This window comes from Streptomyces sp. NRRL S-1022, from assembly GCF_000720135.1.
Taxonomy (GTDB): domain Bacteria; phylum Actinomycetota; class Actinomycetes; order Streptomycetales; family Streptomycetaceae; genus Streptomyces.
Map to the genome: position 1 here is coordinate 28,552 of NZ_JOIU01000021.1, position 19,918 is coordinate 48,469.

At 72.1% G+C, this 19,918-nt stretch carries 17 protein-coding genes and 2 pseudogenes; 18 read left to right on the forward strand and 1 reads right to left on the reverse strand.

The genetic code is table 11. The features are described 5' to 3' along the window. The first annotated feature begins 4 nt into the window (after nt 1-4). The 15 genes and pseudogenes from IG05_RS0128135 (at nt 5) to IG05_RS42580 (ending at nt 15,336) form a co-directional block, all read left to right on the forward strand. Nucleotides 5-934, forward strand: a complete 930-nt coding sequence (locus tag IG05_RS0128135) for an ABC transporter permease (protein ID WP_030346820.1) — start codon at nt 5-7, stop codon at nt 932-934. Beyond that, nucleotides 927-1,562 carry an ABC transporter ATP-binding protein gene (locus IG05_RS0128140; protein WP_030346821.1) on the forward strand — a complete coding sequence of 212 codons (636 nt, stop codon included), beginning with the start codon at nt 927-929 and terminating at the stop codon, nt 1,560-1,562. Before IG05_RS0128135 ends, IG05_RS0128140 begins: the two co-directional genes overlap by 8 nt. 360 nt (nt 1,563-1,922) lie before the next feature. Beyond that, nucleotides 1,923-2,813 (forward strand): squalene synthase HpnC, encoded by an 891-nt coding sequence (gene hpnC, locus IG05_RS0128145; protein WP_030346822.1) that lies wholly within the window; start codon nt 1,923-1,925, stop codon nt 2,811-2,813. Then, nucleotides 2,810-3,772, forward strand: coding sequence for a presqualene diphosphate synthase HpnD (hpnD, locus tag IG05_RS0128150; RefSeq protein WP_030346823.1), 963 nt, complete (start codon nt 2,810-2,812; stop codon nt 3,770-3,772). Before hpnC ends, hpnD begins: the two co-directional genes overlap by 4 nt. Before the next feature lie 38 nt (nt 3,773-3,810). Then, nucleotides 3,811-4,035, forward strand: coding sequence for a DUF6380 family protein (locus IG05_RS50665; RefSeq protein ID WP_420707632.1), 225 nt, complete (start codon nt 3,811-3,813; stop codon nt 4,033-4,035). After that, complete coding sequence (hpnE, locus tag IG05_RS0128155; RefSeq protein WP_030346824.1) at nt 4,032-5,459, forward strand: hydroxysqualene dehydroxylase HpnE; 1,428 nt, start codon at nt 4,032-4,034, stop codon at nt 5,457-5,459. The genes IG05_RS50665 and hpnE overlap by 4 nt, the downstream gene beginning before the upstream one ends. Further along, a complete protein-coding gene (locus IG05_RS0128160) occupies nt 5,459-6,595 on the forward strand; it encodes a polyprenyl synthetase family protein (protein ID WP_078894540.1) in 1,137 nt (378 codons plus the stop codon). The genes hpnE and IG05_RS0128160 overlap by 1 nt, the downstream gene beginning before the upstream one ends. A 116-nt stretch (nt 6,596-6,711) precedes the next feature. Continuing rightward, complete coding sequence (gene shc / locus IG05_RS0128165; RefSeq protein WP_030346826.1) at nt 6,712-8,736, forward strand: squalene--hopene cyclase; 2,025 nt, start codon at nt 6,712-6,714, stop codon at nt 8,734-8,736. A 1-nt stretch (nt 8,737) separates the two neighbouring features. Beyond that, nucleotides 8,738-9,379, forward strand: coding sequence for a hypothetical protein (locus IG05_RS0128170; protein ID WP_030346827.1), 642 nt, complete (start codon nt 8,738-8,740; stop codon nt 9,377-9,379). A 5-nt stretch (nt 9,380-9,384) separates the two neighbouring features. Continuing rightward, on the forward strand, nt 9,385-10,407 hold the full coding sequence (gene hpnH / locus IG05_RS0128175) for an adenosyl-hopene transferase HpnH (RefSeq protein WP_030346828.1): 1,023 nt from the start codon (nt 9,385-9,387) through the stop codon (nt 10,405-10,407). 4 nt (nt 10,408-10,411) lie between these two features. After that, nucleotides 10,412-11,181: pseudogene (locus tag IG05_RS42575) on the forward strand (flavodoxin-dependent (E)-4-hydroxy-3-methylbut-2-enyl-diphosphate synthase). 31 nt (nt 11,182-11,212) lie between these two features. Continuing rightward, nucleotides 11,213-13,147, forward strand: coding sequence for a 1-deoxy-D-xylulose-5-phosphate synthase (gene dxs / locus IG05_RS0128185; RefSeq protein ID WP_030346829.1), 1,935 nt, complete (start codon nt 11,213-11,215; stop codon nt 13,145-13,147). Then, the gene (locus tag IG05_RS0128190) at nt 13,144-14,529 is read left to right on the forward strand and encodes an aspartate aminotransferase family protein (protein ID WP_030346830.1); all 1,386 of its coding nucleotides are present in this window, start codon (nt 13,144-13,146) and stop codon (nt 14,527-14,529) included. Before dxs ends, IG05_RS0128190 begins: the two co-directional genes overlap by 4 nt. A gap of 61 nt (nt 14,530-14,590) precedes the next feature. Then, complete coding sequence (locus tag IG05_RS0128195; protein WP_030346831.1) at nt 14,591-15,217, forward strand: helix-turn-helix domain-containing protein; 627 nt, start codon at nt 14,591-14,593, stop codon at nt 15,215-15,217. After that, nucleotides 15,214-15,336 (forward strand): DUF6126 family protein, encoded by a 123-nt coding sequence (locus tag IG05_RS42580; protein WP_037814849.1) that lies wholly within the window; start codon nt 15,214-15,216, stop codon nt 15,334-15,336. Before IG05_RS0128195 ends, IG05_RS42580 begins: the two co-directional genes overlap by 4 nt. A gap of 14 nt (nt 15,337-15,350) precedes the next feature. Here IG05_RS42580 and IG05_RS0128205 read toward each other — a convergent pair whose 3' ends face one another. Further along, nucleotides 15,351-16,148 carry a tyrosine-protein phosphatase gene (locus IG05_RS0128205; protein WP_030346832.1) on the reverse strand — a complete coding sequence of 266 codons (798 nt, stop codon included), beginning with the start codon at nt 16,146-16,148 and terminating at the stop codon, nt 15,351-15,353. Nucleotides 16,149-16,319: 171 nt separating this feature from the next. On the opposite strand from IG05_RS0128205, the gene IG05_RS0128210 reads away from it, so the two are divergent. The 3 genes and pseudogenes from IG05_RS0128210 to IG05_RS0128220 all read left to right on the forward strand — a co-directional run bounded on the left by IG05_RS0128210 (nt 16,320) and on the right by IG05_RS0128220 (nt 19,884). Further along, nucleotides 16,320-18,392 (forward strand): alpha-galactosidase, encoded by a 2,073-nt coding sequence (locus IG05_RS0128210; protein WP_030346833.1) that lies wholly within the window; start codon nt 16,320-16,322, stop codon nt 18,390-18,392. 386 nt (nt 18,393-18,778) lie between these two features. After that, nucleotides 18,779-18,934, forward strand: a pseudogene (locus IG05_RS47125) (M23 family metallopeptidase); the annotation flags it as partial. Between the two features lie 164 nt (nt 18,935-19,098). Next, nucleotides 19,099-19,884: an SGNH/GDSL hydrolase family protein gene (locus tag IG05_RS0128220; protein ID WP_030346834.1), complete on the forward strand. Its 786-nt coding sequence runs from the start codon at nt 19,099-19,101 to the stop codon at nt 19,882-19,884. Nucleotides 19,885-19,918 lie beyond the last annotated feature (34 nt).

Sequence of the window (19,918 nt, forward strand, 5' to 3'; positions counted from 1 at the left end):
ACCTGTGAGTGAGAGCACGCACGACGGCACGGTCGCGGTGACCGCGGCCCCGTCGCCCGACGAGGGACTGACGGCGGCCCGGCTCGCCGAGAAGTACGGGCTCTCCGTGAGCGGCGCCCGGCCCTCGCTCGTGGAGTACGTCCGTCAGCTCTGGGGGCGCCGCCACTTCATCCTCGCCTTCTCCCAGGCGAAGCTGACCGCGCAGTACAGCCAGGCCAAGCTCGGCCAGCTCTGGCAGGTGGCCACGCCGCTGCTGAACGCGGCGGTCTACTACTTCATCTTCGGCGTGATCCTGCACGCGAGCCGTGGCCTGTCCCAGGACGTCTACATCCCGTTCCTGGTCACCGGCGTGTTCGTGTTCACCTTCACGCAGAGCTCGGTCATGTCGGGCGTCCGCGCGATCTCCGGCAACCTGGGGCTGGTGCGCGCCCTGCACTTCCCGCGCGCCTCGCTGCCCGTCTCCTTCTCGCTCCAGCAGCTGCAGCAGCTGCTCTTCTCGATGATCGTCATGTTCCTCGTGGCGATCGGCTTCGGCAGCTACCCGGGGCTGTCCTGGCTGCTGATCGTGCCGGTCCTGCTGCTGCAGTTCCTGTTCAACACCGGGCTCGCGCTGATCGTGGCGCGCATGGGGGCCAAGACACCCGACCTGGCCCAGCTGATGCCGTTCATCCTGCGGACCTGGATGTACACCTCGGGTGTCATGTTCTCCATCAACAAGATGATGGAGGGCCGCTCCGAGCTGGCGGTCCGCCTGCTCCAGGTGAACCCGGCCGCGGTCTACATGGACCTGATGCGGTTCGCCCTGATCGACGGCTACGGTGCCTCGAACCTGCCGCCGCACGTGTGGGCCATCGCCCTGTTCTGGGCCGTGGCCGTCTTCGCCGGCGGTTTCGTGTACTTCTGGAAGGCTGAGGAGAGGTACGGCCGTGGCTGAGCCGAACACCGGGTCCGGCGCGGACCCGCGCCCTACGGTCATCGCGGACGATCTGCACATCGTCTACCGGGTCAACGGCGCCAAGACCGGCAAGGGCAGCGCGACGGCGGCCCTGAGCAGGATCCTCAGGCGGGGTTCCGACGACACGGCGCGCGGGGTGCGCAAGGTGCACGCCGTGCGCGGGGTGTCCTTCGTCGCCTACCGCGGCGAGGCCATCGGCCTGATCGGCTCCAACGGCTCCGGCAAGTCGACCCTGCTGCGCGCCATCGCCGGTCTGCTGCCCGCGGAGAAGGGCAAGGTCTACACCGACGGCCAGCCCTCCCTGCTGGGCGTGAACGCGGCGCTGATGAACGACCTCACGGGTGAGCGGAACATCATCCTGGGCGGTCTGGCGATGGGCATGTCCCGGGAGCAGATCAAGGAGCGCTACCAGGACATCGTCGACTTCTCCGGGATCAACGAGAAGGGCGACTTCATCACCCTGCCGATGCGCTTCCTGGTCAGCCACAACAACAAGTCCATCCGTGACACCTGCGACCGCGTGCTGTGGCTGGAACGCGGCGAACTGCGCATGGACGGTCCGACCGAAGAGGTCCTGAAGGAGTACGAGAAGTTCACGGGCAAGTGACGTGTTTCGGCCAGGGCCCCGCCGGAATTCCTCCGGCGGGGCCCTGCGTCTGCAAAGGAAGCGTCAACTCGCCCTGGCGTAAGGAATCTTGGAGCCGATCGGTGTGTTGTTGTGATGTGCAGGACACCCCGAAGGTCCGTACCGCGTTGTACAACGTAAGCTGTACCGGTGCCGGAAACCGGCAAGTGGGGCGATAATGCGCGACACCCTGCGCCGGGACGGCCCTGCGCGGCGCGGGGCGGCGTGTCCGAAATAGTGTGTATTGGGTCGGCAGTGTAGAACGGGAGATGTGACGGCAATGGCTACGGAAACTCCCCTGCTCGGGGCAGTATGTGCCGTCCCCGCCCCGGGCAGCGCCCGATGACGGCCACCGGCACGGCGCCCGGCCTGGAACGCGCCACGCTGGACAAGGCCGCCGGCGAGAACTTCCCCGTGGCCCCCTTCTTCCTGCCCAGGGCCTGGCGCGAGGACCTCATGGCCGTCTACGGCTTCGCCCGCCTCGTCGACGACATCGGCGACGGCGACCTCGCCCCCGGCGGCGCCGACGCCCGGCTGCTCGGCGTGCCGCCGGCCGCGGACCGGCTCGTCGTCCTCGACGCCTTCGAGGCCGACCTGCGCCGCGTCTTCGGCGGCACCCCGCGCCACCCGCTGCTGCGCCGCCTCCAGCCGACCGTCCGCCGCCGCGCCCTCACCCCCGAGCCGTTCCTCGGGCTGATCGCCGCCAACCGCCAGGACCAGCTCGTCACCCGGTACGAGACCTACGACGACCTCCTCGCCTACTGCGAACTGTCCGCCAACCCCGTCGGCCGCCTCGTCCTCGCCGTCACCGGCACCTCCACCCCCGAGCGGGTCCGGCTGTCCGACGCGGTCTGCACCGCGCTGCAGATCGTGGAGCACCTCCAGGACGTCGCCGAGGACCTCGGCCGCGACCGGATCTACCTCCCCGCCGCGGACATGAAACGCTTCCACGTCCAGGAAGCGGACCTCGCCGCGAAAACCGCGGGCGCATCGGTGCGCGCCCTGGTTGCATACGAAGCGCAACGCGCCCGCGATCTGCTGAATGAAGGCGCCCCCCTCGTGGGTAGCGTCCCCGGAAGGCTGAAGCTGCTGCTCGCGGGGTTCGTGGCGGGGGGAAGGGCGGCGATCCGGGCGATCGCCGCCGCCGAATACGACGTACTTCCCGGCCCGCCCCGACCCGGCAAGGTCCAGTTGCTGCGTGAGGCGGGCACGATCCTGCGAGGAGAGGGGTGATCCGGACCGTGGAGTCTCCGCCGCACCTGTCCGCGCCGGTACTCGCCGCCTACAGCTACTGCGAAACCGTGACCGGGCAGCAGGCCCGCAACTTCGCGTACGGCATCCGGCTGCTGCCGACGGCCAAGCGCCGCGCCATGTCGGCGCTGTACGCGTTCTCCCGGCGCGTGGACGACATCGGCGACGGCGACCTGGCCGGCGAGGTCAAGCTGGCGCGCCTGGAGGACACCCGGGCGCTGCTCGCCCGGATCCGCCGGGGCGACGTGGAGGAGGACGACACCGACCCGGTGGCCGTCGCCCTCAGCCACGCGGCGGACGCCTTCCCGATCCCGCTCGGCGGGCTCGACGAGCTGATCGACGGCGTCCAGATGGACCTCCGCGGGGAGACCTACGAGACCTGGGACGACCTGAAGGTGTACTGCCGGTGTGTCGCCGGTGCCATCGGCCGCCTCTCGCTCGGCGTGTTCGGCACCGAACCGGGGGCCCGCGGCGCCGAGCGCGCGGCCGAGTACGCCGACACGCTGGGCCTCGCCCTGCAGCTCACCAACATCCTGCGCGACGTCCGCGAGGACGCGCAGGGCGGCCGTACGTACCTGCCCGCCGACGACCTGGCCAAGTTCGGCTGCTCGGCCGGGTTCCACGGGCCGACCCCGCCGGACGGCTCCGACTTCGCCGGTCTCGTCCACTTCGAGGTGCGCCGCGCCCGCGCCCTGTTCGCCGAGGGCTACCGGCTGCTGCCCATGCTCGACCGGCGCAGCGGCGCCTGCGTGGCCGCGATGGCCGGCATCTACCGCCGGCTGCTGGACCGCATCGAGCGCGATCCGGAGGCCGTGCTGCGCGGCCGGGTCTCGCTGCCCGGCCACGAGAAGGCCTACGTCGCCGTGCGCGGCCTGTCCGGGCTCGACACCCGGCACGTGACCCGCCAGGTCTCCCGGCGCTCCGTGCGGAGGCGCGCCTGATGCAGCGCACCGCACCGGAGCCGGCCGCACCGGACGGCATGAGACAGGCAACCCTTCCCCGCGGCGTGGCGTCCCTGACTCCGACGGCCGGGCGTGCACCGTTCAACCAGCACACGCGCGCCCCCAGGGGCCGCGCGGCCCTGCTGGACATGCGGCTGCCGCCGCATGGGCACGACCAGCCGCGACCGGCCCGCGGACGACCGACGGCCCCGGCCGGCCCGGCCCGCGGAGCGCTCGCGCACGGAGGGAAGGACGCACGATGAGCGACGGCTCACCCCCCGCACCGGCGCGGGCCGGCACCCCGCGCACGGCGGGCCGCAGCGCGGTCGTGGTCGGCGGCGGCCTCGCCGGGACCACCGCGGCACTCGCCCTCGCCGACGCGGGCGTCCGGGTCACCCTGCTCGAAGGCAGGCCCAGGCTGGGCGGCCTCGCCTTCTCCTTTCAGCGCGGCTCACTGACCGTCGACAACGGCCAGCACGTGTACCTGCGCTGCTGCACCGCCTACCGCTGGTTCCTCGACCGGATCGAGGCCGCGGCGCTGGCACCGCTGCAGGACCGCCTGGACGTGCCCGTCGTCGACGTCGCCAGGCCCGAGGGACGGCGGCTCGGCAGGCTGCGGCGCGACCCGCTGCCCGTCCCCCTTCACCTGGGGCGCAGCCTGGCCGCCTACCCGCACCTCTCGCTCGCCGAGCGCGCGGCCGTCGGGCGTGCCGCGCTCGCGCTGAAGGGGCTCGACCCCGCCGATCCGGCCCTGGACACCCAGGACTTCGGCAGCTGGCTGGCCGCGCACGGCCAGTCGGCGCGCGCCGTCGAGGCCCTGTGGGACCTGGTCGGCGTCGCCACCCTCAACGCGGTCGCGGGCGACGCCTCGCTGGGGCTCGCCGCGATGGTGTTCAAGACCGGTCTGCTGTCCGACCCGGGCGCGGCCGACATCGGCTGGGCCCGCGTCCCGCTGGGCGAACTGCACGACCGGCTGGCCCGCAAGGCGCTCGACTCCGCGGGCGTGCGTACCGAGGTCCGTACACGCGTCACCTCCGTCTCTGTCAACGAGAACGGGACGTGGAGCGTTCAGGTTCCCGGCGGGAATCTCGAAACCGACGCGGTCGTCCTCGCCGTACCCCAGCGCGAGGCCCACGGCCTGCTGCCGCCCGGCGCCCTCGACGCGCCCGAGCGGCTGCTGGAGATCGGCACCGCGCCGATCCTCAACGTCCACGTGGTCTACGACCGCCCGGTGCTCGCGCGGCCCTTCTTCGCCGCCCTCGGCACCCCCGTGCAGTGGGTGTTCGACCGCACCCGGGCCTCCGGGCTGCGCACCGGACAGTACCTCGCGCTGTCGCAGTCGGCCGCGCAGGACGAGATCGACACTCCGGTCGCCGAGCTGCGCGAGCGCTACCTGCCCGAGCTGGAACGCCTCATCCCCGGCACCCGCGCGGCCGTGGTGGAGGACTTCTTCGTGACCCGGGAGCGCACGGCGACGTTCGCCCCCACCCCCGGCGTCGGGCGGCTGCGGCCCGGCGCCCGCACCAAGGCCCCCGGCCTGTACCTGGCCGGAGCGTGGACCGCCACCGGGTGGCCCGCGACCATGGAGAGTGCGGTCCGCAGCGGAGTGAGCGCGGCCGACGCCGCCCTCGGCGCCCTGGGCCGGCCCCGCCCCCGCCACCTCTTCGCTTTCGAGGAGGCGGCCTGATGCCCGACCGGCAGGCGGCACGCCCCCGCACCCCCGGCACCGCAACAAGAGGAGAGACTGTGCCCACCACTGTGCCCCCGGCCTCGACGCCCGCTCCACGGGCCGCGGTGGACGTCGCCGCGCTGCTGGAGCGCGGCCGGACCCTGGCCACACCGGTGCTGCGCGCGGCCGTCGACCGCCTGGCGCCTCCCATGGACACCGTCGCCGCGTACCACTTCGGCTGGATCGACGCCGCCGGCAACCCCGCCGACGGCGACGGCGGCAAGGCCGTCCGCCCCGCGCTCGCCGTGCTCTCCGCCGAGGTCACCGGCGCCGCACCCGAGGTGGGCATCCCGGGTGCGGTCGCCGTCGAACTCGTGCACAACTTCTCGCTGCTGCACGACGACCTGATGGACGGCGACGAGCAGCGCCGGCACCGCGACACCGTCTGGAAGGTGCACGGCCCCGCCCAGGCCATCCTGGTCGGCGACGCCCTGTTCGCCCTCGCCGGCGAGGTCCTGCTGGAACTAGGCACCGCCGAGGCCGGCCGCGCCACCCGCCGCCTGACCACCGCCACCCGTGCCCTGATCGACGGTCAGGCCCAGGACATCTCCTACGAGCACCGCGACTGGGTCAGCGTCGAGGAGTGCCTGGAGATGGAGGGCAACAAGACCGGCGCCCTGCTCGCCTGCGCCTCCTCCATCGGCGCGGTCCTCGGCGGCGCGGACGACGCCACCGCCGACGCGCTGGAACGGTACGGCTACCACCTCGGCCTCGCCTTCCAGGCCGTGGACGACCTGCTCGGCATCTGGGGCGACCCGGAGGCCACCGGCAAGCAGACCTGGAGCGACCTGCGCCAGCGCAAGAAGTCCCTGCCGGTGGTGGCCGCGCTCGCGGCCGGCGGCCCCGCCTCCGAGCAGCTCGGCGAGATCCTCGCCGCCGACGCCAAGAGCAGCGACGTCGCGAACTTCTCCGAGGAGGAGTTCGCGGCCCGCGCCGCGCTCATCGAGGAGGCCGGCGGCCGCGCGTGGACGGCCGAGGAAGCGCGCCGTCAGCACACCGTCGCCATCGAGGCCCTCGACGCCGTCGGCATGCCCGACCGGGTGCGGGACTCCTTCACGGCACTCGCGGACTTCGTCGTCGTACGAAAGAGATGACCAGTATTGGCTCGATAAGCCTCGCGTAGTCGCCGGCCGGTGTTCCAGGGATCAGGACACCGGCCGACGGCGGACCCACAGCAGCACGACTCGCACGACTGCACGAAGGGGAAGCCATGACAGCGACGACCGACGGAAGCACCGGGGCGACCTTGCCGTCCCGCGCTGCCGCGGCCAGCGACACCACCCTCATCACCCCCGAGACGGCCGGGGTACAAGAAGCCGCCGCCGGCGCCGCCCGCCGCGCCACCGACTTCCTGCTCGCCACGCAGGACGCCCAGGGCTGGTGGAAGGGCGACCTGGAGACCAACGTCACCATGGACGCCGAGGACCTGCTGCTCCGTCAGTTCCTGGGCATCCTGGACGAAGAGACCGTACGGGCCGCCGCGAAGTTCATCCGCGGCGAGCAGCGCGAGGACGGCACCTGGGCCACCTTCTACGGCGGGCCCGGCGAACTGTCCACCACCGTCGAGGCCTACGTCGCCCTGCGCCTGGCCGGCGACGCGCCCGACGCCCCGCACATGGCGAAGGCCTCCGCCTGGGTCCGCGAGCGCGGGGGCATCGCGGCCGCCCGGGTCTTCACCCGGATCTGGCTCGCCCTGTTCGGCTGGTGGAAGTGGGAGGACCTGCCCGAACTCCCGCCGGAGCTGATCTACTTCCCGACCTGGTTCCCGCTCAACATCTACAACTTCGGGTGCTGGGCGCGGCAGACCATCGTGCCGCTCACCATCGTCTCCGCCAAGCGCCCGGTCCGCCCGGCCCCCTTCGCCCTGGACGAGCTGCACACCGACCCGGCGAACCCGAACCCGCCGCAGCCGCCGGCCCCCGTGGCCAGCTGGGACGGCGTCTTCCAGCGGCTCGACAAGGTGGTCCGCGGCTACCGCAGGGTCGCCGTGCGCCGGCTCCGCCGGGCCGCGATGAACTCGGCGGCCCGCTGGATCATCGAACGGCAGGAGAACGACGGCTGCTGGGGCGGCATCCAGCCCCCGGCCGTGTACTCGGTCATCGCCCTGCACCTGCTCGGCTACGACCTGGAGCACCCGGTGCTGCGCGAGGGCCTCGCCTCGCTGGACCGGTTCGCCGTCTGGCGCGAGGACGGCGCCCGGATGATCGAGGCCTGCCAGTCCCCGGTCTGGGACACCTGTCTGGCCGCCATCGCCCTAGTCGACGCCGGTCTCCCCGTCGACCATCCGCAACTGGTCAAGGCGGCCGACTGGATGCTCGGCGAGGAGATCGTCCGGCCCGGCGACTGGGCCGTACGGCGCCCGCACCTCCCGCCGGGCGGCTGGGCGTTCGAGTTCCACAACGACAACTACCCGGACATCGACGACACCGCCGAGGTCGCCCTCGCGCTGCGCCGGGTCCGCCACCACGACCCGGAGCGCGTGGACAAGGCCATCGGGCGGGCGGTGCGCTGGAACCTCGGCATGCAGTCGAAGAACGGCGCCTGGGGCGCCTTCGACGTCGACAACACCAGCCCGTTCCCCAACCGGCTGCCGTTCTGCGACTTCGGCGAGGTCATCGACCCGCCGTCCGCCGACGTCACCGCGCACGTCGTGGAGATGCTCGCCGCCGAGGGCCTGGCCCACGACCCGCGCACCCGGCGCGGCATCGACTGGCTGCTCGCCGAACAGGAGCCGAACGGCTCGTGGTTCGGCCGCTGGGGCGTCAACTACATCTACGGCACCGGGTCCGTGGTGCCCGCCCTGACGGCGGCCGGTCTGCCCGGCTCGCACCCGGCGATCCGGCGGGCCGTGGCCTGGCTGGAGAGCGTCCAGAACGACGACGGCGGCTGGGGCGAGGACCTGCGCTCCTACAAGTACGCCAAGGAATGGAGCGGCCGGGGCGCCTCCACCCCCTCGCAGACCGCGTGGGCGCTGATGGCGCTGCTCGCGGCGGGGGAGAAGGAGTCCGAGGCCGTCGAGCGCGGCGTGCGGTGGCTGGCCGGCACCCAGCGGGCGGACGGCACCTGGGACGAGCCGTACTTCACCGGCACCGGCTTCCCCTGGGACTTCTCCATCAACTACCACCTGTACCGGCAGGTGTTCCCGCTCACCGCGCTCGGCCGGTACCTGCACGGCGACCCCTTCGAACGCCGCCTGCTCACCAGGAAGCCGCTGTCCGGGGCCAAGGTGAGCTGAGGTGAGCAACCAGCCCGCCCCGGCCCCGCTGCTGATCGCCTGCGCGCTCGGCATCGAGCACCTCGCCCTGCGCACAGGCGACCACGGCGGTGCCGGCGGGCCGGTGACCCTCGTCCGCACGGGCATGGGCCCCCGTGCGGCGGAACGCTCCGTCACCCGGCACCTGGCCGGCCCGGCGGCGGCCGGCGCGGCCGTGCTGGCCACCGGCTTCTGTGCCGGGCTCGCCCCCGGCATGCACCCCGGCGACCTGGTCGTCGCCGAGGAGACCCGGGACCCGCACGGGACCGTCCCGTGCGTGGGAACCGAACTGCTGGTCAAGGAACTCGTGCGCCTGCTGCCCGGACGCACGGTCCACACCGGCCCGCTCACCGGCTCCGACCACGTCGTCCGGGGACCCGAGCGGTCCGACCTGCTCGCCACCGGCGCGATCGCCGTCGACATGGAGTCGGCGGCCACGCTGCTGGCCGCCGTCCGCACGGGCGAACGCCCGGTCGCGGCCGTCCGGGTGGTCGTGGACGCTCCCGAACACGAACTCGTCCGGATCGGCACGGTGCGCGGCGGGATATCCGCCTTCCGTGTGCTCCGTTCCATCCTTCCCGCATTTTTCGAATGGCACCGTTCCTTGCTGCTCCCCCGGAGGTGAGCCAGATGGCCATGCCGTTGCGCCAGTCCATCAAGGTCGCTACGTACCTGGCTGAACAGAAGCTCCGCAGGCGGGACAAGTTTCCGCTCATTGTCGAGCTGGAACCCCTGTTCGCCTGCAATCTGAAGTGCGAGGGCTGCGGCAAGATCCAGCACCCGGCCGGTGTGCTCAAGCAGCGCATGCCGGTCGCCCAGGCGGTGGGCGCGGTGCTGGAGTCCGGTGCGCCGATGGTCTCCATCGCCGGCGGCGAACCGTTGATGCACCCTCAGATCGACGAGATCGTGCGGCAGTTGGTGGCGAAGCGGAAGTACGTCTTCCTGTGCACCAACGCGATGCTGCTGCGCAAGAAGATGGACAAGTTCACGCCGTCGCCCTACTTCGCCTTCGCCGTGCACATCGACGGACTGCGCGAGCGGCACGACGAGTCCGTGGCGAAGGAAGGCGTGTTCGACGAGGCGGTGGCGGCCATCAAGGAGGCCAAGCGGCGCGGCTTCCGGGTGACCACCAACTCCACCTTCTTCAACACCGACACCCCGCAGACCATCGTCGAGGTGCTCAACTTCCTCAACGACGACCTCAAGGTCGACGAGATGATGATCTCGCCCGCCTACGCCTACGAGAAGGCTCCCGACCAGGAGCACTTCCTCGGCGTCGAGCAGACCCGCGAGCTGTTCAAGAAGGCCTTCGCGGGCGGCAACCGCAAAAAGTGGCGGCTCAACCACTCCCCGCTCTTCCTGGACTTCCTGGAGGGCAAGGTCGACTTCCCGTGCACCGCGTGGGCGATCCCCAACTACTCGCTGTTCGGCTGGCAGCGCCCCTGCTACCTGATGAGCGACGGGTACGTGCCGACGTACCGGGAGCTCATCGAGGAGACCGACTGGGACAAGTACGGCCGGGGCAAGGACCCGCGCTGCGCCAACTGCATGGCGCACTGCGGCTACGAGCCCACCGCCGTCCTCGCCACCATGGGCTCCCTGAAGGAGTCGCTGCGGGCGATGCGCGAGACCGTCTCCGGAAACCGGGAGTGACCCGGTGACCGCCGTTCCCTTGGGCGTTCCCGGGGTACCGGCCCGTCCGGTCGCGCCGCGGCGCCTGTCGCGGCAGATCCAGGTCGGGCCGGTGGCGGTCGGGGGCGGTGCCCCGGTGTCGGTGCAGTCGATGACGACGACCCGTACGTCCGACATCGGCGCCACCTTGCAGCAGATCGCGGAACTCACCGCGTCCGGCTGCCAGATCGTCCGCGTCGCCTGCCCCACGCAGGACGACGCGGACGCCCTCGCCACCATCGCGAAGAAGTCCCAGATCCCGGTGATCGCGGACATCCACTTCCAGCCGAAGTACGTCTTCGCCGCCATCGAGGCCGGCTGCGCCGCGGTCCGCGTGAACCCCGGCAACATCAAGCAGTTCGACGACAAGGTCAAGGAGATCGCGCGGCCGAGGAGGTCAAGGTCGGCCTCCAGATCCTCCAGTCGCTGGGGCTCAGGCAGCGGCGCCTGGAGATCGTCTCCTGCCCGTCCTGCGGCCGGGCCCAGGTGGACGTGTACAAGCTCGCCGAGGAGGTCACCGCGGGCCTGGACGGCATGGAGGTGCCGCTCCGGGTGGCGGTGATGGGCTGCGTCGTCAACGGCCCGGGCGAGGCCCGCGAGGCCGATCTCGGCGTCGCCTCCGGCAACGGCAAGGGCCAGATCTTCGTCAAGGGCGAGGTCGTCAAGACCGTCCCCGAGTCGAAGATCGTGGAGACCCTGATCGAGGAGGCGATGAAGCTCGCCGAGCGGACGAGCCCCGCAGACCAAGTGAGTTGAGGCAAGGCACGGACCGAGAGGGGGCCCGAGCGTGACCATTCTGGAGAGGATCCGGGAACCACGCGACCTGAAGGCGCTGTCCGAGGCGGAACTCGGTGCACTGTCCGAGGAGATACGTGAGTTCCTGGTGCACGCGGTGTCGAGGACCGGCGGTCACCTCGGACCCAACCTGGGCGTGGTGGAACTGACCGTCGCCCTGCACCGGGTCTTCGAGTCACCGGTCGACCGGATCCTGTGGGACACCGGCCACCAGAGCTACGTGCACAAGCTGCTGACCGGCCGGCAGGACTTCTCGAAGCTGCGCGGCAAGGGCGGGCTGTCCGGCTACCCCTCGCGCGAGGAGTCCGAGCACGACGTCATCGAGAACAGCCACGCCTCCACCGCGCTCGGCTGGGCCGACGGCCTCGCCAAGGCCCGCCAGGTGCAGGGGGAGAAGGGCCATGTGGTCGCGGTCATCGGCGACGGCGCGCTGACCGGCGGCATGGCCTGGGAGGCGCTCAACAACATCGCCGCGGCCAGGGACCGGCCGCTGATCATCGTCGTCAACGACAACGAGCGGTCCTACGCCCCGACCATCGGCGGCCTCGCCAACCACCTGGCCACCCTGCGCACCACCGACGGCTACGAGAAGTTCCTCGCCTGGGGCAAGGAGGTGCTCCAGCGCACCCCGGTCGTCGGCACCACCCTCTACGAGTCCCTGCACGGTGCGAAGAAGGGCTTCAAGGACGCCTTCGCCCCCCAGGGCATGTTCGAGGACCTGGGGCTGAAGTACCTCGGCCCGATCGACGGCCACGACGTCCAGGCCGTGGAGTCCGCGCTGCGCCGCGCGAAACGCTTCCACGGCCCCGTCCTGGTGCACTGCCTCACCGAGAAGGGCCGCGGTTACGAGCCCGCCCTCGCGCACGAGGAGGACCACTTCCACTCCGTCGGCGTGATGGACCCGCTGACCTGCGCGCCGCTCACCCCGGCCGGCGGGCCCTCCTGGACCTCGGTGTTCGGCGAGGAGATGGTGCGGATCGGCCAGGAGCGCGCGGACGTCGTGGCGATCACGGCGGCCATGCTGCACCCGGTGGGCCTCGCCGCCTTCGCCGAACGCTTCCCGGACCGGGTGTGGGACGTGGGCATCGCCGAGCAGCACGCGGCCGTCTCCGCGGCGGGCCTCGCCACCGGCGGGCTGCACCCGGTCGTCGCCGTCTACGCCACCTTCCTCAACCGCGCCTTCGACCAGCTGCTGATGGACGTCGCCCTGCACCGCTGCGGGGTCACCTTCGTCCTGGACCGGGCCGGCGTGACCGGCACCGACGGACCCTCGCACAACGGCATGTGGGACATGTCCGTCCTCCAGGTCGTCCCGGGCCTCAGGATCGCCGCCCCGCGCGACGCCGACCAGCTGCGCGCCCAGCTGCGCGAGGCGGTCGCCGTGGACGACGCGCCCACCCTGGTCCGCTTCCCGAAGGAGTCCGTGGGCCCGGTCGTCCCGGCGCTCGACCGGGTCGGCGGCATGGACGTCCTGCACCGCGCCGCACGCCCCGAGGTGCTGCTGGTGGCCGTCGGCGTGATGGCCCCGGTGTGCCTCCGGACCGCCGAGCTGCTCCAGGCGCGCGGCATCGGCTGCACGGTGGTGGACCCGCGCTGGGTCAAGCCCGTCGACCCCGCGCTGCCGGGCCTCGCGGCCGGGCACCGTCTGGTCGCCGTGGTCGAGGACAACAGCCGGTCGGCGGGCGTCGGTTCGGCGGTGGCGCTGGCCCTGGGGGACGCCGAGGTGGACGTGCCGGTACGGCGGTTCGGGATCCCGGAGCAGTTCCTCGCGCACGCCAAGCGCAGCGAGGTGCTGGCCGACATCGGCCTCACACCGGTGGAGATCGCCGGGCGGATCAGTGCGAGTCTGGCCGTCAAGGACGTCAGAGACGTCAGGGAGGCCGGGGACGTCAAGGACGCCGACGGCACCGTCAAGGAGAGTGAATGACCACCGAGTTCGACCTCGGCGCCCTGCTCGCCGAGCGCGGAGCCGAACGCTACGAGCTGCACGCGAAGCACCTCAACCCGCAGCTCCCGCGCATGCTGCACACCATCGGCTTCGACAAGGTCTACGAGCGCGCCGAGGGTGCCCACTTCTTCGACGCGGAGGGCAACGACCACCTGGACATGCTCGCCGGGTTCGGGGTGATGGGGCTGGGCCGCCACCACCCGGTCGTCCGCAAGGCGCTGCACGACGTCCTGGACCTGGACCTCGCCGACCTCACCCGGTTCGACTGCCAGCCGCTGCCCGGCCTGCTCGCCGAGCGGCTGCTGGCCCACAGCCCGCACCTGGACCGGGTGTTCTTCGGCAACAGCGGCACCGAGGCGGTCGAGACGGCCCTGAAGTTCGCCCGCTGCGCCACCGGCAGGCCCCGCGTCCTGTACTGCGACCACGCCTTCCACGGGCTGACCACCGGCTCCCTGTCGGTCAACGGCGAGCGCGGCTTCCGCGACGGGTTCGCCCCGCTGCTGCCCGACACCGCCGTGCCGCTCGGCGATCTCGACGCGCTGGCCCGGGAGCTGAAGAAGGGCGACGTGGCCGCGCTGATCGTGGAGCCGATCCAGGGCAAGGGCGTGCACGAGGCGCCGCCCGGCTACCTGCGGGCCGCGCAGGAACTGCTGCACCGGCACAAGGCGCTGCTCATCGCCGACGAGGTGCAGACCGGTCTGGGCCGCACCGGCGACTTCTACGCCTACCAGCACGAGGAGGGCGTCGAGCCGGACCTGGTGTGCGTGGCCAAGGCCCTGTCCGGCGGCTACGTGCCCGTCGGCGCCACCCTCGGCAAGGAGTGGATCTTCAAGAAGGTCTACTCGTCCATGGACCGGGTGCTGGTGCACTCGGCGAGCTTCGGCGCCAACGCCCAGGCGATGGCGTGCGGGCTCGCCGTGCTGTCGGTCATGGAGAACGAGCAGATCGTCGCGGGGGTGCGCCGGACGGGCGAGCTGCTGAAGGCCCGGCTCACCGCGCTGATCGACAGGTACGAGCTGCTCGCCGACGTCCGCGGCCGGGGCCTGATGATCGGCATCGAGTTCGGCAAGCCGTCCTCCCTGAAGCTGCGCAGCCGCTGGACCATGCTCCAGGCGGCCCGCAAGGGCCTGTTCGCGCAGATGGTCGTCGTCCCGCTGCTGCAGAAGCACCGGATCCTCACCCAGGTCTCCGGGGACCACCTGGAGGTGATCAAGCTGATCCCGCCGCTGGTCGTCGACGAGGCGGACGTGGAGCGGTTCGTGGCAGCCTTCACCGCGGTCATGGACGACGCGCACAGTGGCGGCGGGCTGATGTGGGACTTCGGCAAGACCCTGATCAAGCAGGCGGTGGCGAACCGCTGACGGATTTTGCCTGTGAGGCAACAAAGTTGCCTCACAGGCAAACCTGGGGCTCAATGGAGGCATGAACGCCTCGGACTCCGCGCCGGCGGCCCCGGCCCCGGACGACGGCCTGCCCGCCGTCGCGCCGCAGCTGCGCGCCCTGCGCCGGCGGACCGGCCTCACGCTGGAGGCCGCGGCCCGCGCCGCCGGGCTCTCGCCGGCTCATCTGTCCCGGCTGGAGACCGGGCACCGCCAGCCGTCGCTGCCGATGCTCCTCGCGCTCGCCCGTATCTACGGTACGACCGTCTCCGAGCTGCTCGGCGAGACGGTCGCCGACCGGGAGGCCATCGTGCGGGCCGCCGACATGGAGCCGACCCGGGCGGGCGGCTGGACGTACGTCCAGGCCGGCGCGCCCGGCCGCGGCATGCAGGCCCTGCGGGTGCGGGTGCCGTACGGCTCGCAGGGCGACATCGTGCGCGTCCACCCCGGTGAGGAGTGGCTCTACGTCCTGAGCGGACGCCTGCGGCTGCGGCTCGGCGACACCGCGCACCTGCTCGGGCCCGGCGACAGCGCGCACTTCGACTCGCTCACCCCGCACCGCCTCGCCGCCGAGGACCACGACGGCGTGGAGCTGCTGTTCGTCCACACCCTGCTGCAGAGCCCCACGGCCACGCTGTGCCTGGGGCCGCCGACCGGAGAACTCCCATGAGCAATTACGAGACCAAGTTCCCCCGTTCCCTGTGGGTCCGGCTGATCATCTACATCGCCCTCGGGCACGTCCTGGCCGGGTTCCTCTACCTGCTGTTCGCGGTGGGCGCCAAGGGCTGACACCGGTACCCGGGTCAGTCCAGCAGGCGCTCGCGCAGCCGGCCGCGGGACTCGGCCGACAGGCCCAGGCCCTGTGCGAGGTACGTGTCCACGTCGCCCCAGGTCCCCTCGATGCTCGCGAAGGCCGCCTCCAGGTACTCGGCGCGGGCGTCGAAGAGCGGGTCGAGCAGCTCCATCACCTCGGGGGTGTACGCGCTGTCCGCGCTGCCGCTGCGGCGGACCTTGTAGCGCCGGTGACCGGCGGCCGACTCCAGGTAGTCGGCGACGATCGCGTCCCGCTCGACCCCCAGGGCGAGGAGGGTCACCGCGATCGAGATCCCGGCGCGGTCCTTGCCGGCCGCGCAGTGCATCAGCGCGGGCACGCTGTCGTCGGAGAGCGCGTGCAGCACCCGGGAGTGCTCGGCGGTGCGCTCGACGACGATCCTCCGGTAGGAGGCGATCATGCGGGCCGCGCCCTTGCCGTCGTCCAGGATCGCGCGCAGCTGGTCGAGGTCGCCCTCGCGGACCATCTTCCAGAACTCGGCGCCGTCCGCCGGGTCGCTCAGCGGCAGGTTCACGTTCCGCACGCCGGGCAGCTCGACGTCGGGGCCCTCCAGCTTCTGGTCGGCCGCGTTGCGGAAGTCGAAGACCGTGTGCAGGCCCAGGGAGGCGAGGAAGGCCGCGTCCTCCTGCGTCGCGTGCGCGAGGTGGCCGCTGCGGAAGAGCACTCCGTGACGCACCCGCCGTCCGTCCACGGTCGGCAGCCCGCCGACATCACGGAAATTGCGCACTCCGGCCAGCTCCGGCTCGGTCGACGGGACCTGCTGCGTCACGGGGGCTCCTCCCGGTCGGTCGCCGCCGTCGCGGCTCGTCGGCGGGCGCTCTGTCGACCATACGGCATCGATTTCCTCGGGCAATGAGTTGTCCACAGGCATTGCCAGCGGGATGCGCGCACCTGATGATGTTGGCACTTGCGCGAATCTGTTGGCACTTGTGAGGTCTCGATGGCGGACATCGCCGAGAACGGTCGTACCTGGCTCCTGTCGGGTCCGAACAGCAGCTACGCCCTGCATCTGACCGACACGGACGAGCTGCTGCACCTGCACTGGGGGCCGCGGATCGCCCTCGCCGACGCCGAGGCGCTCGCGGTGCGCCCGCTGCCCGGCTACCGGCCCTTCGAGTCCCCGCTGGACGGCCGCGAGGAGTACCCCGTCGAGGGCGGACCCCGTTTCGTCCGCCCCGCCCTGTCCGTCCGCACCGAGGAGCGGCGCGGCACCGAGTGGCGCTTCGTCTCGTACGACACGGAAGGCGACGAGCTGCGGCTGCGCTTCGACGACGACGGCGTGGGGATCACGCTGCACTACCGGATGCGCGGCGACGTGGTCGAGCGCTGGGTGACCGTCGTGAACGGCGGCCCCGCGCGCGTGGAGCTGCTGCGGGCCGACGCGGCCACCTGGACGCTGCCCGACCGCGAGGGCTGGCGGATGTCCCAGCTGCACGGCCGCTGGGCCGCGGAGTCCCGGCTCACCGCCGCCCCCCTCACCTACGGCGAGAAGGTCATCGGCAGCCGCCGCGGCCACACCGGCCACCAGCACCTGCCCTGGGTCGCCCTCGACACCGACGCCACCGAGGAGCGCGGCGAGGTGTACGGCTGCGCGCTCGGCTGGTCCGGCTCCTGGCGCATCGCGGTCGCCCAGCTCCCGGACGCGCGCGTGCAGATCACCGGCGGCGCCGGCTACGACGACTCGGGCCTGCTGCTCCTCGCGCCGGGGGAGTCGTACACCACCCCGGTCTTCGCGGGCCTGTGGAGCGACGGCGGCTTCGGCGGCGCGAGCCGTGCCTGGCACGCCTACCAGCGCGCGTACGTCGTCCCGGACGCCGACCGGGACCGGCCCGTGCTGTTCAACTCCTGGGAGGCCACCTTCTTCGACATCTCCGAGGAGCAGCAGCTCGCCCTGGCGCGCCGGGCCGCAGAGATGGGGATCGAACTGTTCGTCGTCGACGACGGCTGGTTCGGCGCCCGCACCAGCGACCGCGCCGGCCTCGGCGACTGGACGCCCAACCCCGACCGCTTCCCGCGCGGCCTGGGACCCCTCGCCGACCGGGTGCACGGCCTGGGCATGCGGTTCGGCATCTGGGTCGAGCCCGAGATGGTCAACCCCGACAGCGACCTGTACCGCGCCCATCCCGACTGGGTGCAGCACATGCCGGGGCGCGCGCGGACGGAACTGCGCAACCAGCTCGTTCTCAACCTCGCGCGCGAGGACGTCCAGGAGTACCTCTGGGAGCGGCTGGACACCCTGCTGTCCGGTGCCGCGATCGACTATGTGAAGTGGGACTTCAACCGCTGCTTCACCGACGCCGGCTGGCCCGGGGAACCGTACCCGCAGCGCCTGTGGGTGGACCACGTCCGCGCCCTGTACGCCCTGCTGGACCGGCTGCGGGCGGCCCATCCCGGTGTCGCCTTCGAGTCCTGCTCGGGCGGCGGCGGCCGGATCGACCTCGGTGTGCTCGGCCGCACCGACCAGGTGTGGACCTCCGACAACACCGACCCGCTGGACCGGCTCGCCATCCAGCACGGTTTCTCCCAGATCCACCCCGCGCGCGTGATGGCGGCCTGGGTCACCGACAGCCCCAACACCCAGCTCAACGGGCGGGTCAGCTCGCTGCGGTTCCGGTTCGTCAGCGCCATGGCGGGTGTGCTCGGGGTGGGCGGGGACCTGACGGAGTGGAGCCCGCGGGAGCTGGCCGAGGCCCGGCGCTGGGTCGGGCTCTACAAGGAGATCCGCCCGGTCGTGCAGCACGGCGAGCTGTACCGGCTGCGTCCCCCGGCGGGCGGCCTGAGCGCCGTGCAGTACCTCCGGGGCGAGGAGACGGTCGTCCTCGCCTGGCTCCAGGCGCAGAGCCACGGCGAGCCGGTCCCGGCGGTGCGGCTGCGCGGACTCGACCCGACGGCCTCCTACGAATGCCGTGAAACGGGCGAAGTGCACCGAGGTGCCGTGCTGCTGCACCACGGGCTGCACACCGGACTGAAGGGCGACCTGGATGCGACGGTCATCCGGCTGCGCCGCATATGAACGCTCCGCACCGACCGAGGCTTTCGCCATCCCCGCAATGGATCAACCGGGGAACGGGCGGCCGCGATCGGCTGCTTGTCCGCGTACGCCCCGCTCGCTTGGGTTCGCCCACCCAACCGGACGGAACGCCGCATCCTGCCGCCGTCCGGACTCCCCACACCTGAGCCGTGCGGGCAGGAGCGGGGACCCCGGCCTCGCAGGCGCCGGGGAGGGACAGCGCCATACCCGCCAAGGGTAAGCACCGCCCCAGGACCCCGCGTCTCTCCCGCTCCCTCGCCGCCGCCCCGAGCCGGCGGCGCCGCCCTCGCGCTCCCGCTCGCCTGCCCAGCCGGCGGCGGGCGTGCGCGTCTCCACAGTGCGCGGCGGCGACTGCCTCGCGAAGATCCCAGACCGTGACCGCGGGCCGGCAGGTCGGCCCGTCCGGCGCCACCGGCAACGTGACCGGACCGCACCTGCACTTCGAGATCCGCACCACGCCGGACTGCGGCTCGGACCTGGACCCGGTCGGCTGCCTCCGCGCGCACGGCGTCCCCGTCGGCTGACACCCGCCCCCCGCTGCCCGGCGCCGCCTATTCCTGACTTGACACATAATTTAGGAGTGGCTCATCTCACCGTTCGTCAACCCCGGCCTACGGTCGCGTAGGTCACATCGAAAGGTGAATCATGGTCCGACGTGGCAGACGATTCGAAGAATGACAACGCATCAGTGATCGGGTCGTACGTGGCGGTGGGGGACAGCTTCACCGAGGGCGTCGGCGACCCCGGCCCCGACGGGGCGTTCGTGGGCTGGGCCGACCGCTTCGCGGTGCTGCTCGCCGACCGGCGACCCGAGGGGGACTTCCAGTACACCAACCTCGCCGTGCGCGGGAAGCTGCTGGACCAGATCGTGGCCGACCAGCTTCCCCGGGCCGTCGAACTCGCCCCCGACCTGGTCTCCTTCTGCGCGGGCGGCAACGACATCATCCGCCCCGGCACCGACCCCGACGAGGTCGCCGAGCGCTTCGAGAGCGCCGTGGCCCGGCTGGCCGAGGCCGCCGGCACCGTCATGGTGACGACCGGGTTCGACACCCGGCGCGTGCCCGTGCTCAAGCACCTGCGCGGCAAGATCGCCACCTACAACGGGCACGTCCGGGCCATCGCCGACCGGTACGGCTGTCCCGTCCTCGACCTGTGGTCGCTGAAGTCCGTGCAGGACCGCAGGGCCTGGGACAACGACCGGCTGCACCTGTCGCCCGAGGGCCACACCCGCGTGGCGCTGCGCGCCGGTCAGGCCCTCGGCCTGGAGATCCCGGCCGACCCGGAGCAGCCGTGGCCGCCGCTGCCGCCCCGGGGCACCCTGGACGTCCGCCGCGACGACGTCCAGTGGGCCCGCGAGTACCTCGTGCCCTGGATCGGCCGCCGCCTGCGCGGCGAGTCCTCCGGCGACCACGTCACCGCCAAGGGCACCCTCTCCCCGGACGACATCAAGCTGCGCATCGCCGCGGTGGCCTGACCCGCCGGACCGCGTCCTGCCGCCCGCCCGGGCG